The 17,444-nt window shown below is 69.5% G+C and carries 17 protein-coding genes and 1 pseudogene; 6 read left to right on the top strand and 12 right to left on the bottom strand.

Annotated features, from left to right (window positions below; genetic code table 11):
• Positions 1 to 22: 22 nt before the first annotated feature.
• From ACIGYR_RS35375 to ACIGYR_RS35365, 3 genes are all read right to left on the bottom strand, one after another.
• Positions 23 to 1,102: a polyprenyl synthetase family protein gene (locus tag ACIGYR_RS35375; protein WP_399607872.1), complete on the bottom strand. Its 1,080-nt coding sequence runs from the start codon at positions 1,100 to 1,102 to the stop codon at positions 23 to 25.
• A gap of 466 nt (positions 1,103 to 1,568) precedes the next feature.
• Positions 1,569 to 2,606 (bottom strand): MerR family transcriptional regulator, encoded by a 1,038-nt coding sequence (locus tag ACIGYR_RS35370; RefSeq protein ID WP_399607869.1) that lies wholly within the window; start codon positions 2,604 to 2,606, stop codon positions 1,569 to 1,571.
• Entirely contained in the window at positions 2,600 to 3,583 is a 984-nt protein-coding gene (locus ACIGYR_RS35365; RefSeq protein ID WP_399607866.1) for a HEAT repeat domain-containing protein, read from the bottom strand. Before ACIGYR_RS35365 ends, ACIGYR_RS35370 begins: the two co-directional genes overlap by 7 nt.
• A 313-nt stretch (positions 3,584 to 3,896) precedes the next feature.
• On the opposite strand from ACIGYR_RS35365, the gene ACIGYR_RS35360 reads away from it, so the two are divergent.
• Positions 3,897 to 4,775 (top strand): metallophosphoesterase family protein, encoded by an 879-nt coding sequence (locus tag ACIGYR_RS35360; protein ID WP_399607864.1) that lies wholly within the window; start codon positions 3,897 to 3,899, stop codon positions 4,773 to 4,775.
• Positions 4,772 to 5,419 (top strand): 4'-phosphopantetheinyl transferase, encoded by a 648-nt coding sequence (locus tag ACIGYR_RS35355; RefSeq protein ID WP_399607863.1) that lies wholly within the window; start codon positions 4,772 to 4,774, stop codon positions 5,417 to 5,419. Before ACIGYR_RS35360 ends, ACIGYR_RS35355 begins: the two co-directional genes overlap by 4 nt.
• Before the next feature lie 56 nt (positions 5,420 to 5,475).
• Here the strand turns inward: ACIGYR_RS35355 and ACIGYR_RS35350 are convergent, their stop codons facing one another.
• The 4 genes from ACIGYR_RS35350 to ACIGYR_RS35335 form a co-directional block, all read right to left on the bottom strand.
• Positions 5,476 to 6,315, bottom strand: a complete 840-nt coding sequence (locus tag ACIGYR_RS35350) for an RNA polymerase sigma factor SigF (protein ID WP_400014394.1) — start codon at positions 6,313 to 6,315, stop codon at positions 5,476 to 5,478.
• 211 nt (positions 6,316 to 6,526) lie between these two features.
• On the bottom strand, positions 6,527 to 7,459 hold the full coding sequence (locus ACIGYR_RS35345; protein ID WP_399607859.1) for an anti-sigma factor RsbA family regulatory protein: 933 nt from the start codon (positions 7,457 to 7,459) through the stop codon (positions 6,527 to 6,529).
• Complete coding sequence (locus tag ACIGYR_RS35340) at positions 7,459 to 7,797, bottom strand: STAS domain-containing protein (protein ID WP_391847534.1); 339 nt, start codon at positions 7,795 to 7,797, stop codon at positions 7,459 to 7,461. Before ACIGYR_RS35340 ends, ACIGYR_RS35345 begins: the two co-directional genes overlap by 1 nt.
• 148 nt (positions 7,798 to 7,945) lie before the next feature.
• Positions 7,946 to 8,350 (bottom strand): ATP-binding protein, encoded by a 405-nt coding sequence (locus ACIGYR_RS35335; protein ID WP_391847533.1) that lies wholly within the window; start codon positions 8,348 to 8,350, stop codon positions 7,946 to 7,948.
• A gap of 269 nt (positions 8,351 to 8,619) precedes the next feature.
• Here ACIGYR_RS35335 and ACIGYR_RS35330 point away from each other — a divergent pair, with 269 nt between their 5' ends.
• Both ACIGYR_RS35330 and ACIGYR_RS35325 read left to right on the top strand, forming a co-directional pair.
• Complete coding sequence (locus ACIGYR_RS35330) at positions 8,620 to 9,150, top strand: methanogen output domain 1-containing protein (protein ID WP_399607855.1); 531 nt, start codon at positions 8,620 to 8,622, stop codon at positions 9,148 to 9,150.
• A complete protein-coding gene (locus ACIGYR_RS35325) occupies positions 9,147 to 10,730 on the top strand; it encodes a SpoIIE family protein phosphatase (protein WP_399607853.1) in 1,584 nt (527 codons plus the stop codon). Before ACIGYR_RS35330 ends, ACIGYR_RS35325 begins: the two co-directional genes overlap by 4 nt.
• A gap of 546 nt (positions 10,731 to 11,276) precedes the next feature.
• Here ACIGYR_RS35325 and ACIGYR_RS35320 read toward each other — a convergent pair.
• The 4 genes and pseudogenes from ACIGYR_RS35320 to ACIGYR_RS35305 form a co-directional block, all read right to left on the bottom strand.
• The gene (locus tag ACIGYR_RS35320) at positions 11,277 to 11,798 is read right to left on the bottom strand and encodes a hypothetical protein (protein ID WP_399607851.1); all 522 of its coding nucleotides are present in this window, start codon (positions 11,796 to 11,798) and stop codon (positions 11,277 to 11,279) included.
• A 197-nt stretch (positions 11,799 to 11,995) separates the two neighbouring features.
• Entirely contained in the window at positions 11,996 to 14,338 is a 2,343-nt protein-coding gene (locus ACIGYR_RS35315; RefSeq protein WP_399607848.1) for a hypothetical protein, read from the bottom strand.
• 20 nt (positions 14,339 to 14,358) lie between these two features.
• Positions 14,359 to 14,784, bottom strand: a complete 426-nt coding sequence (locus tag ACIGYR_RS35310; RefSeq protein ID WP_399607845.1) for a hypothetical protein — start codon at positions 14,782 to 14,784, stop codon at positions 14,359 to 14,361.
• Between the two features lie 383 nt (positions 14,785 to 15,167).
• A pseudogene (locus ACIGYR_RS35305) lies at positions 15,168 to 15,331 on the bottom strand (IS5/IS1182 family transposase); the annotation flags it as partial.
• 292 nt (positions 15,332 to 15,623) lie between these two features.
• On the opposite strand from ACIGYR_RS35305, the gene ACIGYR_RS35300 reads away from it, so the two are divergent.
• Both ACIGYR_RS35300 and ACIGYR_RS35295 read left to right on the top strand, forming a co-directional pair.
• Positions 15,624 to 16,016, top strand: a complete 393-nt coding sequence (locus ACIGYR_RS35300; RefSeq protein ID WP_399607843.1) for a hypothetical protein — start codon at positions 15,624 to 15,626, stop codon at positions 16,014 to 16,016.
• A 5-nt stretch (positions 16,017 to 16,021) separates the two neighbouring features.
• The gene (locus ACIGYR_RS35295) at positions 16,022 to 16,690 is read left to right on the top strand and encodes a nucleotidyl transferase AbiEii/AbiGii toxin family protein (protein WP_399607897.1); all 669 of its coding nucleotides are present in this window, start codon (positions 16,022 to 16,024) and stop codon (positions 16,688 to 16,690) included.
• Between the two features lie 269 nt (positions 16,691 to 16,959).
• On the opposite strand, the gene ACIGYR_RS35290 is transcribed toward ACIGYR_RS35295, so the two are convergent.
• A complete protein-coding gene (locus ACIGYR_RS35290) occupies positions 16,960 to 17,238 on the bottom strand; it encodes a hypothetical protein (RefSeq protein ID WP_399607841.1) in 279 nt (92 codons plus the stop codon).
• Positions 17,239 to 17,444 lie beyond the last annotated feature (206 nt).

Below are 17,444 nucleotides of genomic sequence, written 5' to 3'. Positions count from 1 at the left end.
TCCCGTGCGAACCGGTTCCGCGCTAGCTGGAACGCCGGGCGTTCCACCACGGCAGTTGCTCGAAGACGGTGACGGCTTCCGCACGCCAGTGCGGGCGCCAGGACGAGGCTTCCTCGGAGGCTGCCTCGGCGTACTTCTCGATGGTCTGCTGCAGGTGGCTGTGCACCGCGTGGTCCAGGGCGATGCCGCGGACGCGGTCGATGGTCTGCGCCGTGCAGTCCGGGGCCCGGAGCGCGGCTCGCACGGCGGCGTGGTCACTGCCGCTGGTCGCGGCCAGGAGCGCCCGTGTGACGTAGGTGTGGCGGCCGGCCCGTAGGTCTGCGCCGCGGGGTTTGCCGGTGGTCTCCGGGTCTCCGAAGAGGTCGAGGTAGTCGTCGCGCATCTGCCCGCTGATGCCGGCGAGCGTGGCGTACCGGCGCAGGCTCGGCTCATGCCGGGTCAGGTCCGCACCGGCGGCCAGGAGCCCAAGCCGAAGGGGGGCGAGCAGGGAGTATCGGGTGGTCTTGTACTCGCACACGTCGTCGAGCAGCTCGTCGCCCGGTGCGGGAGTGAGGTCGCGTTCCAGGTCCAGGACCTGCCCCATGACCGTGTCCGTGGTCACACCGATCTGGACGTCGAGCATGGCCTGCCTGCGGTCGGCGGGGATGTCGGCCTGGAGCAGCACGCGCAGGGCGAGGAATCCGGCGAGATCGCCCGCCATCATGGCCATCCCCAGCGCGGTCTGCGGGCGTTCGGGGAGATCCTCGCGGAAGGCGTAGTAGGTCGAAGGGCCGCCGCGGCGTACGGGCGAGTCGTCGATGATGTCGTCCAGGATCAACGCGTGGGTGTGCAGCAGCTCCAGGCTCAGCGCGGCCTCGGTCAGGCCGGGCGGCTCGTCCTCGGTGACCAGCCGGGCCGCCTCGTGGAGCAGGACCACCCGGATCCGTTTACCGCCGCGCAGCGACAACTGCTCCAGCAGTTCCAGGCAGCGGGGGCCGAAGCGGCTCAGCGGCGGGCCGCCGAGGCTGTCCGCCAGCCCGGCGAAGTACTTCGCGAAGGACACCTCGAATCGCCGCTGGTGCCCAGCGGCACGCTCCAGGGCGGTCAGAGCACTGCTGTTCATAGGCGTTCGGGCCGGCCTTTCTCAGGGGTGGTCACCGGCCAGCATGCCAGCGTTGCCGCAGCCGCCCCCGTGTGCGGCGGGTGACGCGGTGGGCGAACCGATGGCAGGCGTCCCCCGGTGCCGGGTCGCCGTGCCGTTCGCGGTGCCGGATCACCGGTGCCGGGTCGCCGTTGCCGTTTCGCGGTGCCGGGTCGTCGGTGCCGTTCGCGGTGCCGGATCACCGGTGCCGAGTCGCCGTTGCCGTTTCGCGGTGCCGGGTCGTCGGTGCCGTTCGCGGTGCCGGATCACCGGTGCCGTTCGCGGTGCCCGGTCGCCGGTGCCGTTCCCCGGTGCCGGGCCTCCGGTGCCGGTCACCTCGCCGTCATTCTCGACGGCAACCGCCGCCGGTCCGAGGCGGTCGCCCGTGACTTCGCCGCGACTCACGCGCCTGGAGGGGACGAGCTTTCGCGCACTCGGTGGCGTGCTTTCAGGAATTCTCGTCGGCTCGGTCTTCGGGGGAGCGCTCTTCGAGGACTTTGACGAGGGCCGAGGCGACGAGGGCGACGGCGCGGTCGTCGTCGTGGGCCAGTTGGCGCAGAATCTCCTGCGCGGTGGTTCCCGCGAGCTCGACCACCGCCTGGGTGAGGCGGATCCGCGTCGCCGAGTCCGCTGTGGGCGCGGCGAGTGCGTCGACCAGGGCGGTGGTGATCCGGTCCGCGCAGGCGGGGTCCTGGGACAGCGTCGCCAGTGCCTCGGCCGCGTCCACGTCGTTGGAGCCGGCGACCACCATGCCGACGAGTGTGGGCACGGCCGCGGCCACGCCATGCCTGCCCAGAGCGAGAGCGGCGTGCCCGCGCACCGCCGTGTCCGGGTCCCCGAGGGCGTCCGCGAGCACCGCGGTCGCCCCCGGGGCGTCGGGCATCTTGGCGAGGGCCAGCACCGCGCGCCGCCGGATGTCGACGTCGTCCGCGTGCGCGCCGGCGCCCAGCACCGCCACGCCGTCGCCGCCCGATCGGGCGAGCGCCCAGTGCAAGGCGCCCGCGACGTTGGGGTCGGATTCGGCCAGGATCGCCCGGGCCAGCAGCTCGGCGGGCACCGACACGCCTTCCGACCGGGCCAGGACGGCTTGCTGCCTGCGCGCGGCGCTGGTCGAGTCGAGTTCCCGCATGAGTTCGACGATGCGCAGGACGCCCTGCCAGCCGGTGGGCGCGGACGCGTCGACCGCACGGAGCCGCTCGAGCAACTCCTGTTCCCGCGCCAGGCGGTCCTCCGTCCACCGGATGAGGTCGCTGACCAAGGTGGACGGCGTGAAGGCCGGGTCCTCCAGAGCGCGCCCGATCTGCTTGAGCGAGAGCCCGAGGGACCGCAGGCTCTCCACGTGGAAGATCCTGCGGACGTCCTCGGCGGAGTACTCGCGGTAGCCGCCGGAGGTGCGGCCCGTCGGCCGCACCAGCCCCAGGGCGTCGTAGTGCCGGAGCATCCGGGTACTCACCCCGGAGTGGCGGGCCACATCGCCGATCAGCAATCCGCGGCCTCCCAAGTCTCCACGGCGTCGGCAGCCTCCGTCGACTCGGTCGGCACCATCGTCTCCGTCGTCCCCGCCAACTCGTCCATCCCCCTCACCTCGGCGGTCACCGAGGTCTCGCCGGTCTCCACAGTCCCGTCAGTCACGCCGGTCTCGGAGGTCTCGCCGGTCTCCACAGTCCCGGCTGTCTCGGCAAAATCGCCGGTCTCCAGCCGCTCGACACCGCCGGTCTCCAGCCGCTCGGCAGTCACGCCGGTCTCCGAGGGCTCGGTGTCTGCCGACGCAACCGCCGCGGCAGCGGCTCGTTCCGCCCCGAGGGTGACCACGCGCTTCGCCTCCTCGATGGCCGCGTCGAAACCGGTCTCCGGATTCTGCCGGAGCAGCTCGGTGGCACGGGCGTGCGCGGCCACCGCCGGGTCGGGATTCTCCGCGGCCCTCTGAAGGGCGGGCTTGATCACCTCGCCGAGATCGACCAAGGCCCGGCTCAGGCTCAGCCGCACGTTGCGGTCGCCACGGCCGAGGTGCAAAACCAGTTCGTCGGCCAGATCCTGCTCCTCGTCCTCGGGTACGAGGACGACGGCGACGCGCCACGCGGTCCGCGCGACCTCGTCGTCGGCGTCACGCAGCAAGTCGCGGGTGATCCAAGCCCACGTGCTCCTGTCGCCGATCTTGGAGAGCGTGTGCAGCGCCTGGCCGCGGGCCTGGCCGCGCTCGGAGCCGAGTTCCTGGCGGATCCGGGGCAGGGTGATCTCCGGCGAGAGGCGGGTCAGCGCCCAGGACAGCATGTCTCGAACGAAGAAGTCCGGCTCGACCGCGCACCGCTCGACGAGCGTCTCCAGGAACATGGGGTCGGCGCTCGAGCCGACCGCCAGGGCCGCCTGCAGCCGGATCGACGAGTCCTCGGCGCTCAGCGCCTTGACCACGCGGGCGTTCTGCGGGGTCACGTTGATCGTGTTGATCGGGACCACCTCCTGCACCCAAGTGGAAACCTTATCAACGTGTCAAGGTCAAGGCCGGGACCGGCGGATCGGGAAATCCGCCGTCCACGGACGCCGCCCGCGCACGCGTCCGGCCCGGCAACAGCGCGTCGTCGAACGTCAGTTGATGATCAGTCAACGACGCGACCGACACCGGCTGAGGATCGGTCGACGACGCGCCGGACCACGTTCCGGCGAACGGAGCGGAACGGCCTGGTCCGCCCCGGTCCTCCACCGGCCGTGGCGCGGCAGGTCAGACGTGGGGGCCCGGACCGGCACCGGCGGCCGGACGCCTCCGGATTATGCTGGCCGGATGAGGGGGACCAAAAGCGTGTTGCGAGCGGTCAGTGACCTGCACGTGTCGTACGCGGACAACCGGGAGATCGTCGAGAGGCTGGAGCCCGGATCGCCGGGCGACTGGCTGATCGTGGCGGGGGACGTCGGGGAGCGGTTCGAGGACATCGAGTGGGCGCTCCGGCTGCTGCGGGACAGGTTCGAGCGGGTGATCTGGGCGCCCGGGAACCATGAGCTGTGGACCATGGAGAAGGACGCCCCGGCCGCGCCGCGCGGCGTGGCACGGTACGAGGCGCTGGTGGCGATGTGCCGGGGGCTTGGGGTGCTGACGCCGGAGGACCCGTACCCGGTGTGGACGGGTGCGGGCGGCCCGGTGCGGATCGCGCCCCTGTTCCTGCTGTACGACTACTCGTTCCTGGCGCCCGGCACCTCGACGCCCGAGGAGTCGCTGGCCCTGGCACGCGAGAACGGGATCGTCTGCACCGACGAGTACTACCTGCACCCCGACCCGTACCCGTCGCGGGCGGCCTGGTGCGCCGCCCGGGTCGAGGAGAGCGAGCGGCGGCTGACGGAGGTGGCGGGTGACCTGCCCCTGGTGCTGGTGAACCACTGGCCTCTGCTGCGCGAGCCGACCAGGATCATGACGTACCAGGAGTTCGCCCAGTGGTGCGGGACGGTACGGACCGCCGACTGGCACACCCGCTTCGATGTGGAGGCCGTGGTCTACGGCCATCTGCACATCCCCCGGCGCACCGTGTACGACGGGGTGCGGTTCGAGGAGGTGTCGCTCGGCTATCCGCGCGAGTGGCGCCGGTTCGGGCTGCGGGACGACCTCGCGCGGCAGATCGTGCCGGCCCGGGACGTCCCGACGGAGGTCGCGGGGAAGGTGGGCGCGTGATCGAGAGTCTGCTGCCGTCGAGCGTGGTGTGCGTCGACAGCTTCACCGATCGGCTCGACACCCCGCTGTTCCCGGAGGAGGAGGCCGTGATCGCCCGGGCCGTCGCCAAGCGGCGGGCCGAGTTCACCACGGTCCGTGCGTGTGCGCGGGAGGCGCTGGCCAAGCTCGGACACCCCCCGGCGCCGCTCCTGCCCGGGGAGCGGGGTGCGCCCGGCTGGCCGGAGGGCATCGTGGGCAGCATGACGCACTGCCAGGGCTACCGCGCCGCCGTGGTGGCCCGGGCCGACGAGGTGGCCGCGCTCGGCATCGACGCGGAGCCGGACGATTCCCTTCCGGAGGGTGTGCTGCAGAGCATCGCCCGCCCCGAGGACCTCACCGCGCTGGCCGCTCTCCCTGCCGGGGGACCGGCCTGGGACCGGCTGCTGTTCAGCGCCAAGGAGTCCGTGTACAAGGCGTGGTTCCCGGTGGGCCGGCGGCTACTGGACTTCCAGGAGGCCCGCGTCGTCATCCTGCCGGACGGCACCTTCACGGCCCGCGTACTGGTGCCTGCGCCGAACCTGCGGGGCAGGCCGCTGACCGATTTCTCCGGGCGCTGGGCCGCCGGGAACGGGCTGCTGCTGACGGCGATCGCCGTGGAGCCGTAACCGGTGGACCTGTTGGGGCGCTGCGTGCGGCAGCGCCACGTCCTGCGCGTAGCCGGTCAGTGGTGGGTGAGCATTCCCTCACGCAGGCGGGCCAGGGTCCGTGACAGGAGTCGGGAGACGTGCATCTGGGAGACGCCCAGGCGTTCGCCGATCTGGGCCTGGGTGAGTTCTTCCACGAACCGCATGTGGATGATCTGCCGGTCCCGCTCGTCGAGTTCGGCGATCAGCGGGGCAAGGGTGTGGAAGTCCTCCACCAGTTCCAGCGCCTGGTCTTCGGCACCGATGAAGTCCTGCAGGGCGCTCTCGCCGTCCTCGCTGCCACCGATCGCGGCGTCCAGGGAGGAGGAGTTGTAGCCGTTGGCGGCCAGGCGGGCCTCGCGCACCTCTTCCTCGGGCAGGCTCATCAGTTCCGACAGTTCCTTGACCGTAGGCGTACGGTCGAGGCGACTGCGCAGCTCCTCGGTGGCACGGGCGAGCTGGACGCGGGCTTCCTGCAGCCGGCGCGGCACGTGCACCGCCCAGGTGGTGTCGCGGAAGAACCGCTTGATCTCTCCCACGATGTAGGGGATAGCGAAGGAGGTGAACTCCACCTCGCGCGTCAGCTCGAACCGGTCGATCGCCTTGATCAGGCCGATCATGCCGACCTGGACGATGTCCTCCATCTCCTCGGCACCGCGGCTGCGGAACCGGCCGGCCGCGTAGCGGACCAGGGACATATTCATCTCGATCAGCGTGTTGCGGGCGTAGCTGTACTCGGGCGTGCCCTCTTCCAGGACCGCCAGCTGGCCGAAGAACAACCTGGAGAGCTCGCGGGCGTCCTTGGGCGCCACCCGGGAGGGATCGGCGACCTCCGGCAGCTCGCTCGTCTGCGTGTCCACTGCCGCCGACATGCTCATGATCGCCATACTGTGCCCTCCCAAAGTCGAGCCAACCGCTACCGCCTGCTGAAACGGCCGACGTCGCAGCGCATACCCCTTCTTCCCACACCCATACCTGTGCTGTTTCGAATCGGCACCGGTGCGTTCGTGTGAGAGGCAGGCGCCCCACTGTCCGGGGACGCGCATGGGGGGCGCCATGAGAGCGAGCGGGCCCGCCACGTCGTCGTGGTCAGCGGGGGAGGTAGCAGCGAATGGTGGTGCCGTCGGGGCCGGTGTGGACGCGGACCAGGTCGGCGAGCTGGTGGACGAGCAGGAGTCCGCGGCCACCGGGCCGGGTGGGATTCGGCGGGCGGCGGCCGGCCAGGGGATCGGTCAACTGTCCGCCGTCGTGGACCTCGCAGACGATCCGGTCGTTCTCGGCCCAGATCCGCAGTGTGCCCGAGCCGGCGCCGTGGATGACGCTGTTGGTGGTCAGCTCCGCCACCGCGAGTTCCAGATCTCCCAGGCTCACACCGGACACACCCAGGGACCGTGCCTGGGACACGGCGAAGTCGCGGGTGTCGGGCAGGGTCTGGGCGACGAAAGGGCAGGCCGCGGCGCCGAGTGGGGCGAGCAGGGGCTCGTTGTAGCGGGCGATGATCTGCTCGGGGCCGTAGGCGGTGGATTTCGTCTCGCCATCGGCGTCGATGACGACCGGGTGGGTGGCCAGGGCGTCACTGAGGGCCTGCTTGTCCAGCTTCCCGGCGTCGTAGGGGCACAGGATGGTTACCGCGCGCCCGGTGAAAGCGGCGTTGATCAGCGCCTCGTGCTGGACGCACGCCGGGTACTCGACGGCGGAACGACCCTGCCAGATCGGCTCGCCGATGATGCGGATCCGGCGGGCGCTCGGCTGGGCGTCGGCGAACTTGCGCAGCACGCCGGGAATGATGCGGCCGGGGTTGCGGCCGACCTGGGTCATGTCGATGAAGCGGACCTCCGCCGCTCGCTCACCCAGGCCCTCGCGGATCAGCTCCAGGCGATCCGGCGGAGCGGCGACGGCCGCGGGCTCACCGGCGTCCAGCCCTTCCCGCAGGAAGGGAACCGTTCCCGCGATGTACTGGTCCGTGCCGCGGTAGAAGAGCGCCGGGTGAACGAACGGCTCGTGCGAGGTGGCTGTGCTCATCACGCAGTCACCTCGATCGCGGCAAGCCCGGGCCAGAAAAGTTCAAGGATGCGCGGCAGCTGTGCCGGAGGCCGGTGCAGCACGATCCGCTGCCCCTCGGGGAGCCGCTGGGCGGTGACCGCCAGGTCCGTCACACCGGCCACATCCACGAACCTCACCCTGGACAGATCCACATGCAGCACATCCGTGCGACGCTCCACCAGCTGCCTCAGCGCCTGCTGCCATACGGTCCGTGTGCTCATGCTGATCTCCCCGCTCGCCCTCAGCCCCGAACTGTCAGGCAACGGATTGATCTGCAGTACCGCGCCGTGTGGCGGCGCGACGGGGGACCCGCCCACGCCAGGTGGGACATCCACGCGCTTCCCCCAGCTCCCTGGACTCGGCCACACAGCGGCCCCTACCCATCAGCTTGCACGATACCCGGTCAGGCACCGCGGACGCCCGATCCGGTCAAGCGGAGGCCCACGCCCGGAAGGCACGGCGATCTCAGGGGACCAGGCTGAGTTCGGCCCAGACCGTTTTCCCGGGGTGGCGTGGGGTGACGCCCCAGCGCTGGGCGAGTCGTTCGAGGAGCTGCATGCCGAAGCCGCCGGGCTCGGTGTTCTTGCCGGCACGCATGCGCGGCCAGCGGTCGCCCTGATCGCTGACCGCGATGCGCAGCAGCCGCCCGTTCCAGGTGAGTCGGATCAGGGGTGGGCCGGCGCCGTGGCGGATGGCGTTGGTGATCAGTTCCGAGACGAGCAGTTCGGCTGTCTGGATCACCCGCTGCTGGCGCAGCGGGCCACCGAAGCCTTCCACGCAGTCGCGGACCCAGTGCCGGGCGGCCGCGATGCTCGCCGTGACCGCGGGGAAACGCGACTCGCAGGATGGGATGGCCGGTTCGCCGTTCACGAGGTTCCTCCAGCGTGGGTGGCCCTGCGCCCCGCCGACCGGCGCTGTACGCAACCGGTGGCAGCCATGTGTCGGGTTACCACTGCCTGCCTGGTGAACCATCTGTTTCTGCCGGATGACCGGCAGAACCTGTGCAGGGTCATCCGCGGAGAGGCCGAACAGGTCTGGTGGTGGCCGGCTGGAGGGTGCTGGCAGAATCGGAGCCCGTCACCGGAAATGAGGCCACGCCGGTCGCGCTGCCGCCGTGGCCCGAGGGCGAGGGAGCCGGCATGGAACAGGTTTCGGAGGTGGAGATTCCACTGGACCGTGATGTGTTCCTGCGGACTTTGGTGCGTGAGCTGGCGACGTCGCTGGAGTCGGTGATCGGTCTGGAGGAGGCGTCCGGCTACGTCAGCCTGGTGGGGCAGGCCGTCGGCACGCAGATCGACGAGATGTACCTCAAGGCGCTGGGAGCCGACCGGCTCACAGGTGAGCAGGTCGCCGAGGCACTCGTGGATCTCAAGCGCCGCATCAACGGTGACTTCTACGTCATCGAGCACGACGAGGAGAAGATCGTGCTCGGCAACCGGGTGTGCCCGTTCGCCGAGAAGGTGGTGGGCCGGGAGTCGATGTGCATGATGACGTCCAATGTCTTCGGCACCGTCGCCGCCCGCAATCTGGGCTATGCGCGGGTGGAGCTGGCGGAGACCATCGCGCGCGGCGACGCGGGCTGCCGCGTGGTGGTGCACCTGGTCCCCGACGTGGACATCGAGACGGTCAGCGGCCGTGAGTACTTCGGCGACCCGGCTGTGGCTCCGTGACCCTTGGCCTCTTCCGGGCCATCACCAAACCGCTGCCCCACCCGGTGCTGCTCTGCGGGGCCGACGGTCGCGTGCTGGCCGCCAACCCGGCGGCGAGCCGCTGTGACGACCGGCTGCGTCCGGATGCCAGCCTGTTCGATCTAGGGCCCGACGACACACCGTGGCTGCGTCAGCAGTTGGCTGTGTGGCTGCGCAGCGGCAGCCCCGTGCCCGGCGCACTGGTCATCAAGGACGCTGACGGCCGCATGCGGCGGTTTCGCTGTCACGGGGCGCGGGCCACGTGGTGGGACGGCCCGCAGCCGGCCGTGCAGCTGCAGCTCGTCGGGGCCGGGACGTCCGACCAGTTCGTCGTGCTCAGCCAGCAGGTGGAGGCGCTGAACCGGGAGGTTGCCTTCCGCCGGGCCACCGAAGTGGACCGGGCGCGGTTGCTGGCCGCTGAACAGGCCGCCCGCGCCCAGTTGCAGCACCTGTACGACCTGACCGCCGCCCTGACCGGTGCGATCACCCTCGCGGAGGTCTCCCGCGTCGTCGGCGAGGTGGCGCCGGCAGCCCTGGGGGCCACCGCGGCGGAGCTCTATCTGCACTCGGCGCGGCTGGTGCCGCCCCTGCAGCCGGAGGACAACGGTCTTCCGGCTGACGCGGGCGGCTGGACCGACCTGGACCGGCCGTCTTCCTCGGTCGGCTCGCTTCCCGGTGAAGCCCCGGATGCGATTCCCCTGGCCCTGTCGCTGGAGGCGGACAGTGTCCAGCTGGGCATGCTGCTCGTGCACGGCTCAGGCAGCGATACCGCTCCCGAGCATGTGACGGCTGTGGCGCAGCAGATCGCCCAGGCCCTGCGCCGGGCGGGGCTGCACGAGCACGAGCACCGGGTCGCCGAACGCCTGCAGCTCAGCCTGCTGCCCCAGCTGCCACACCTGCCCGGTCTGGAGACGGCCACCTGCTACGCCCCGGGCAGTGACCTGCTCTCGGTCGGCGGCGACTGGTACGACGTCTACGACGTGGACGCCGATCACATCGGTCTGAGCATCGGCGACGTCGCGGGCCACGGACTGCACGAAGCGACCGTGATGGCACAGATCACCGCCGCCCTGCGCAACATCGTGCCGCGCTGCGGCACCGACCCCGCCGCTGTCCTGGACGAACTCAACACCTTCCTGGGCCGCTACCATCCGAACCACATGGCCACCGCCTGCTACCTGGTCTTCGATCGCCGGACGGGCGCCCTGACCTACGCCGGCGCCGGCCATCCGCCGCCGCTGCTCATCCACGCCGACGGCACCAGCGCCTACCTCGACCGCGCCACCTCACCGCCACTCGGACCCGTCCGGAACGTCTGCTACCGACAGGCCGACACCACTGTGACCGAGAACGACACCCTGCTGCTGTACACCGACGGGCTGATCGAGCGCCGTCGCGAGGACCTCGCCATCGGAATGGAACGGCTGACCGAGTTCGCCCGCACCACCAGCGGCCTGGACATCGTCGAGCTGTGCGACCGGTTCCTGCACCACCAGCCCGAGGCGGCGTTCCCCGACGACCGGGCCCTGCTGGCCGTCCGTTTCCCCCCACCACCGGCCTGACCGGCCCTCCACCCGGCACGGCGGCAGGCGGCAGGCGGCAGGCCCACTCTCGTTACTGGACACGTTCCACGTGGTGCATTCGTGAAAAAAGGTCGGCACGACCCGTCCGAAACCGGCAGGGAACATCACCAGCCGCGCAACCCGCAGAATGCCGCGTACGCGCGCCGTGGTCCGCCAGATACTGCGCCTCGCTCTGCTGGGTCGCCGCGAACAGGAATCCGCCCGCTTGGCGTGCCAGCAACTCGAGAATCAGCGTCTTCCCCTGCCGCAGCGTTCACCGGTCAGGTCCTGGCGGGTCAGCACGGCCCGCAGGCGAAGGGGTGACCGATACCCAGATCTCGACCGGATCTTCGCCGAGAAGGGCTTCTCCGCACCCTCCGTACGGGGAGCCGGGCCGGGTCGGAATCGGGGGCGAGCGCGAGGTCGGCGCCCCCTGGAGACGAGGTCCGTACACCGCCCGCCCGTGGCGGACCCTATACAGCAGACGGCCCCTCCTCCGGCCAGGAAGGACCCCGTGATCACGGTCGTTTCCACATACGCCGGCGGCTACGCGGGATCCAGCACGGGTCTCGCGGGGAGCCCGCCGGTCTTCTCGCAGCGCAGTTCCTTGGCCATGGCCAGTGAGAAGGAGTGGGCCACGGTCGCGTAGGCGTCCTTCAACGCCTCGATGTCGCCCTCGGGCTCCTTCGGCATACCCCAGCGCTCCACGCCGATCACGATGTGGGCCACTCGCGACGAGCCGGCCAACTTGACGCTCCTGCAGGCGAACTGGACGTTCGCACTGTCCTCCGCCGTCAGGGCCCGCTCCCCCATCTTCAGAGCGGTGAACTTCGGGGCGGGGGTGCCCGTCGGGGCGCCGTCGACCCGCCTCCAGGTGATTCTGAGCTCGAAATCCGGCGTGTCGATGGGCGTGTAGACACGGCAGGCGTCCCCGCGATACACCTTGGGGTCCCAGAACGCCTCGACAAGGTCCGCCGCGGCCTGCGCGACGGTGTACCTCGCCGCTGACGCCTCGAACCGCGACGACCCCGTGATCACCTTCAGTGCCCGGGACGCCTCTGCGGACACGGCATCGCCACCGCAGAGTTCTGTCCCCGTAACGACCTTGTAGTCCTTCGGAGGTTCGTCCTCATCTCCGTCCCCTGCACAACCGGTGGCCCCGAGAAACAACGAGCCGGCCATGGCCGCGGAGAGGAGTCCCCCGCGTACTGACCTACGACTGGTCACTGTCCGCATCCTCACGTGTCCTCGGCCGTCCACCGGCCTCAGCCGGTCTCCGGGTCGTTGCCCTGCTGGTTCTCCCGGTCGTTGCCGACCCCGTAGCCGATCAGCATCGATTCACGCAGGTCCTGTCCGAACTCGCTGTTGGCGTCGACGCCGTTGTGCCGCAGGAACTCCTCCATCGGGGCCTCGGCCATGCTTTCACCGGCGGTGTAGATCTTGGTCTTCTCCTCCCTGGTGAGCTCCTCCACCTTCTCCTTGTGCTCATCCACCGAGTTGTCGGAGATGTCGCCGACCATCTGGCTGATGACCTGTTCGACAGCGCCACTGGCGGTATCGGTCGCCAGCGGGATGAGCACCGCAGCCGTGCCCACGGCCGCGGTCGCGGGCAGGAAGGCGACACCCGCCGCGACGCCCGCCGTGGCCCCGAACTCGACCCAGCCCGCGCGCTTGGCGACCGCCTTCTCGTAGTCCTCGTGGGTCTTGAGGTTCGTCGCCTCCACCTGGTCGGCCCGGGACTGGTCGAGCATGCCCTGCACCTCGGCGCCCACGCGCACAGTCGCCCTGGCAGCACCCTCGTCGTGGATCTTTCCGTCCGGGCCCACTGTCTCTTCCAGGGCGCTGCGGGTGTAGACCTGCTCCGCGGTCGAGACCGTCGCGTAGGCGTCCGGGTGCTGACCCAGGGTGCTGAGGAAACCCCGGACGACGCTCCGCCCGTTCCCGTCCACAGTGTCCGCGAAGTCGAGGTGCCCGTCCGGGTTCTTGCCCGGCGCGAACATGCTGTCTGGATCGTTCTTGTCCAGCGCCCAGTTAATGTCGTCGATGTAGCCGGCGCCCATGACGCCCAGGCTGTCGGCCATCGCCTCGTGGTGCTCCTTGAGCAGCCCCGGGTCCGCACCGTATTTCTCCATGACCTTCTGCATGACCGCGGCGTTGTCCGCATCCCGCACCACGCCGGCGTCCGGGTGCCCGGCTGGGTAGCCGAGGGTCGCTGCCTCCAGGGCGTGGCCGAGGGCGTCGGGCATCTGATCGAGGGACGCCTTGAGCTCCTTCCCGTCGAGCGAGTTGACGTCGGGGAAGGACTCCCACTTCTCGTTGCCGAAGAAGTCGAGGTAGTTGTCGATCGCCTCGCCGTCCTTGTTCTTTCCGAGGTCGGCCGTGGCGCCGTGGTTGACCGTGCCGTCCTCGTTGTACGCGGTCGGGGGGTCGGCGAAGAACTTCTTCGCCGCTTCCGGACTGTTGCCGAGCGCTTCCAGCATGGCGGTAGCCGGGTCGTAGCCGGCCCCGTTCACACCGGAGGGGTTGAACGGGTTCTTGAACGGACTGTTCACCACCTTGTTCTCGGCGAACATGTACGGGTCCTTCGCGTGCAGCTGGGCCACGTGTTCGGCGATCGGGTTGAGGAACTTTGCGTCGTAGTTCCCGTACCGCATGATCCCGCCGAGCAGCTGGTATCCGAACGGCCCGCCGTAGTCGTGCTTGGCCAGCGGAATGCGCTCCGTACCCAACTTGCGGAGCTCCGGACCCCACTTGCCGGTGAATTCCTCGTCATGGGAGGCGGTGGCCAGGTTGAGGCCGAGGTTCTTCTGGAGCTCCTGGACGTCCTTGAGGCGCACCGGGTCGACCTTGCCGTACTCGTACGTGTCCGTGGAGAGCTGGCCGAAGAACGCGAGCGACTTCTCGGGGCCAAGCTTCTCGTAGAAGCCCTTGGAGAACTCCGCCGACGAACTGTTGTCCATCAGCAGCTCGTTGAGCTGCTGCAGTTCGGCGTGTGTGATGTCCCGGCCCTTGGCTGCCAGAGCGGCGGCGCGGGCGGCTTCCTCCTGGTCCAGCTTCGTGTACGTCGGAGCGTTGAAGTCCTTGCGGTCGGTGACGTTGGCCTCGAGGGTGTTCTTGAGGGCGAGGTCGGTGTCGTTGCAGTTGTCGACGATGAGGTCGATCCTCTTCTGCCACGACTCGATGTTTCGCCTCTCCTGCTGCAGAAGGTCGCTGTAGTCGGGGTCGTGCCGCGCCGCGGGGATCTCGGACAACGGGTGCCGCGCCGTGACCTTGCCGTTGCCGTCCACCCGGATACCGGCCGCGGGCCCCTCGTGGTCCCGGATGTTGACCAGGTCGTCCTTGGCCTTCTTGATAGCCGCGTAACCCTCTTCCAGGATCAGCTGCACACCCTTGGCCTCAGCCGCGGCATCGGCGAACTCCTTGGCCGTCTTACCGATGAACGCCTTGGTGACCCCTGCGTTGACGCCCTCCCAGGCCGCTCTGTCCGCCTTTGCCTTCATCCCGTCGGCGGCGTCTGTGGCGAGCTTGTCCGCCATCTCCGACCAGTCGTCGGCGGCGGCCTTCAGCTTCGCCACCGGGGCGTCGATCAGGTCCTCGTACTTCAGCATGTTGCGCGCTCCCCCGAGCCCTACTTCATGTAATCCGAGAGCACGGATGTCCGCTTCAGATCTCCCTCGACCTTCGCCTCGTCCTTGGCGTGCTGGGCCTTGCTGTAATCGAGGTGATTCGAAATCTGCGCGCAGGCGTCCAGCAGCGTCTTCAGGTGGGTCTGCCAGAAGTCGTGCACCTTCAGCACGGCCGAACCGCTCACGAAGTTTCCATTGGTCAGCGCCGTCGCCGCGTCGAACGTGGAGGAACGGGCGATGTCGCCCTCCTTCGCCAGTCGGCCCAGCAGGCCGTACGCTTCATTGCCGACAGCACCGAGGTCGTCACGGTTGACCACCAGGTCGTTCCCGCCACCACCACCGCCGTCGGCCGGAATGCTGTTGATCTGCATGGCAGTCCGCTTGGCCGCCGCCGCGCGTAAGTCGGCCCATTCTTGCTCGAACGACATGAATTCACCCCAAGTCCATCCGCGCAGGTCATTTCACCGTAATCGCGCGGCCACCGCCCCGATCACCTGTCTCTTGTATCACCACCCGCCCACGGGCGGCCGTTGATTCCCCGAAGCCCGGACTACAACGCTCGAATCCCCGCAGGGTTATGTCCCGTGGGACCGGACTCCCCGCCTGTCCGAAGCCGGCAGATGCGACCCCGGAAACGACCACTCGCGATTCGTCGGACCCCTCACATGATCCGCCGGATGGCGCCCAGCCCGGTGGGATCACAGGCGCAGCCGTAGTCACCCTCCTACGTCTCTCTGATCAACCAGACCCGGGAGTAGTCGGCATACATTCGCGCCTGCGCGCCGGTCAGGACCTAGGGTCCGCCAGTAGGTCATCGGATGCGCGCGCTTCGAGGACGGGTGTTCCAGCGTAGAGGGTCCAGGCGCGGCGGATCAGGCAGCGGACCGTGATGATGGTGGTGATCAGGACGAGGAACGACTCGATGGCCGTTCTCCGGCGTTCGGTGCAGCGCCGGAGCTTGCCGAAGTTGTTCACCGCGACCGTTTCGACCGGCCGCGCGGGTGGCGGCTTCGGGACATCGGCTGCCTCGTGCGCAGGCTCAGGCCGTTGCGGCTTTCGGTACGGCACGGACAGCTCCCCCCAGGAGCACCGTTCCTGGTGGGCAACAGCTACCGCGCAGAGCCGCCAGCCCTCTGCCCACCGGCGGTCCGAGCGTCATATGAGCGTCAATACGACCAGCTCATCCGGGGGATCCGCCCTCGCTCGCTCCGGACACCGGCTCGCACATCATGACCCTCGCAACGTCTTCGGCCGCCATAATGGAGTCATGCCCTCCAGCCCAAAGCACCCCGCACCCACCCCCAGGGACGTCTCGGGCGCGGACGCCGAGGACCTCGCGCTGTACCGGGAGAAGTTCCGCCGCCGCCTGCCGGAGTCGCTGGACGAGCTGCGCGGGCCGACCCACGGCGTGGTGGATCTGCCGCTGCACATGGCCTGGTCCGGAATGACCTCGTACGACCTGAGCAAGCCTCGCCAGCGCATGGGCCTGTACCGCACCGTCCTGCACGAGGGCCTGCACGACGACCTGCCCCGGTACCTCAACCAGGACCTGCTCCTCCAGCTGTGGCCGGTACTGCGCACCCTTGTCGGCCGCACTGTGCGCACCGTCTGGGAAGACGCCTTCCCACAGCTGGCCTCCCGCACCCGGGCAGCCGCGTGACGGACATGCCGGAGCTGCACACCCGGCTCCTGGCAGACGTGATCGCCCTCGGCTCCCCGTACCCCCTGGTTCTCACCGGCGGGTACGCCGTGCGGGCGCACCACCTCGTGAACCGCCCTAGCCAGGACCTCGACGTCGCCACCGAGAACCCGGCCCCCATGGCCGACATCGCCGCCACCCTCCTCGCCGGCCTGGAAGCCCGCGGCTGGAAGGTGCACGCACTGGAGACCGCCCCGCTGTCCGCCCGCTTCACCGTGTCCGACCCGGCCACCGGGGAGGAATGCGAAGTCGACATCCTCAAGGAGATCTTCTGGCGGCCGGTCACCCAGAGCCCGTACGGGCCCGTCCTCGCGGAGGAGGACGTGATCGGGACCAAGGTCCGCGCCCTCGCCGATCGCGGAGCGCCCCGCGACCTGATCGACGTGTTCGCAGCCTCGCGGCGATGGACCAACACCGAGCTCGAGGAGTTCGGCCGCCGCCACGCGCGTGGCCGCTTCGAGCGCGAAGACCTCCAGGCGAACCTCACGGGCGCGGAGTGGACCGACGACGAAGCGTTCGCCGCCTACGGGCTCGATGACACAACGATCACCGCTCTCCGCGCCTGGGCTGTGGAATGGGCCGACGACCTCGCTGCTCGTCTCCTCGAAGAGGGCGGTACTCCGGACAACGACTGATCAAGCCCCGGGGAGATCACAGCTGCGAACGATCATTGGAGCCGACACTTGTGCGTCCCCTGCTTGGCCTCTAGAGATCTTCAGCGGCTGGGGTTGCGGAGGCTTCGGGGCGAGTCCGGTCACACTGCTGTCCGCGGCAGCCGAACCCGACGTCGGCGACCGATGTAGAGAAACCGCACGTAGCGCGCGAAAGACAGTCCGCACTGCCGGAGTGAGTGCCTTGGCCAGGCCTCTACTGAGCTCTTCCGAGAGTCCGTCGATCTTCTTGTCTATGTCGCGCTGCTTGCGGATCCTGCGCTGTCGGCCTCCTTGAGCTCGGCGTGGTACCGGGCTGTGAGCTTGCCCTGGGCTCGCGGGTAGGCAGCGGCCCGCTTCGCCTCCGCCGCGTCGAACTTCGCCCGGTCCTTGCGCAGCTTCTCGGCGGCCTTGACCGGGGCATCGAGCTGGGCCAGTTCATTCGTCAGTTCTGCGAGGACGGCCCGTGACTGTGCCCGCTCCGAGCGACGGGGCGTCCTCAGTGAGCAGCAGAAACTCACCGCTGGGCTCATGTAGCCGATTCCACAGGGCGGGGTCGGAGCCAATTGCCTTGAGCGACAAGAAGATGACCCAAGCGGAGAACCGGTCGAGCGTCGCCCCGAAGTCATCATTCCCCCGCATGGGCCACTGATAGTTGCGGTGTCCCCGCTCAGTGCCGCCCATGCGACGCCGACGCTGCGGCAGGACCGGATCCGCGACGAGGCATTCGAGCCCGACG

It is taken from the genome of Streptomyces sp. NPDC053076, from assembly GCF_044546845.1.
Classification (GTDB): domain Bacteria; phylum Actinomycetota; class Actinomycetes; order Streptomycetales; family Streptomycetaceae; genus Streptomyces.
The sequence above is the reverse complement of the archived record's forward strand: the minus strand, read 5'-3'. Positions and strand labels throughout refer to the sequence as shown.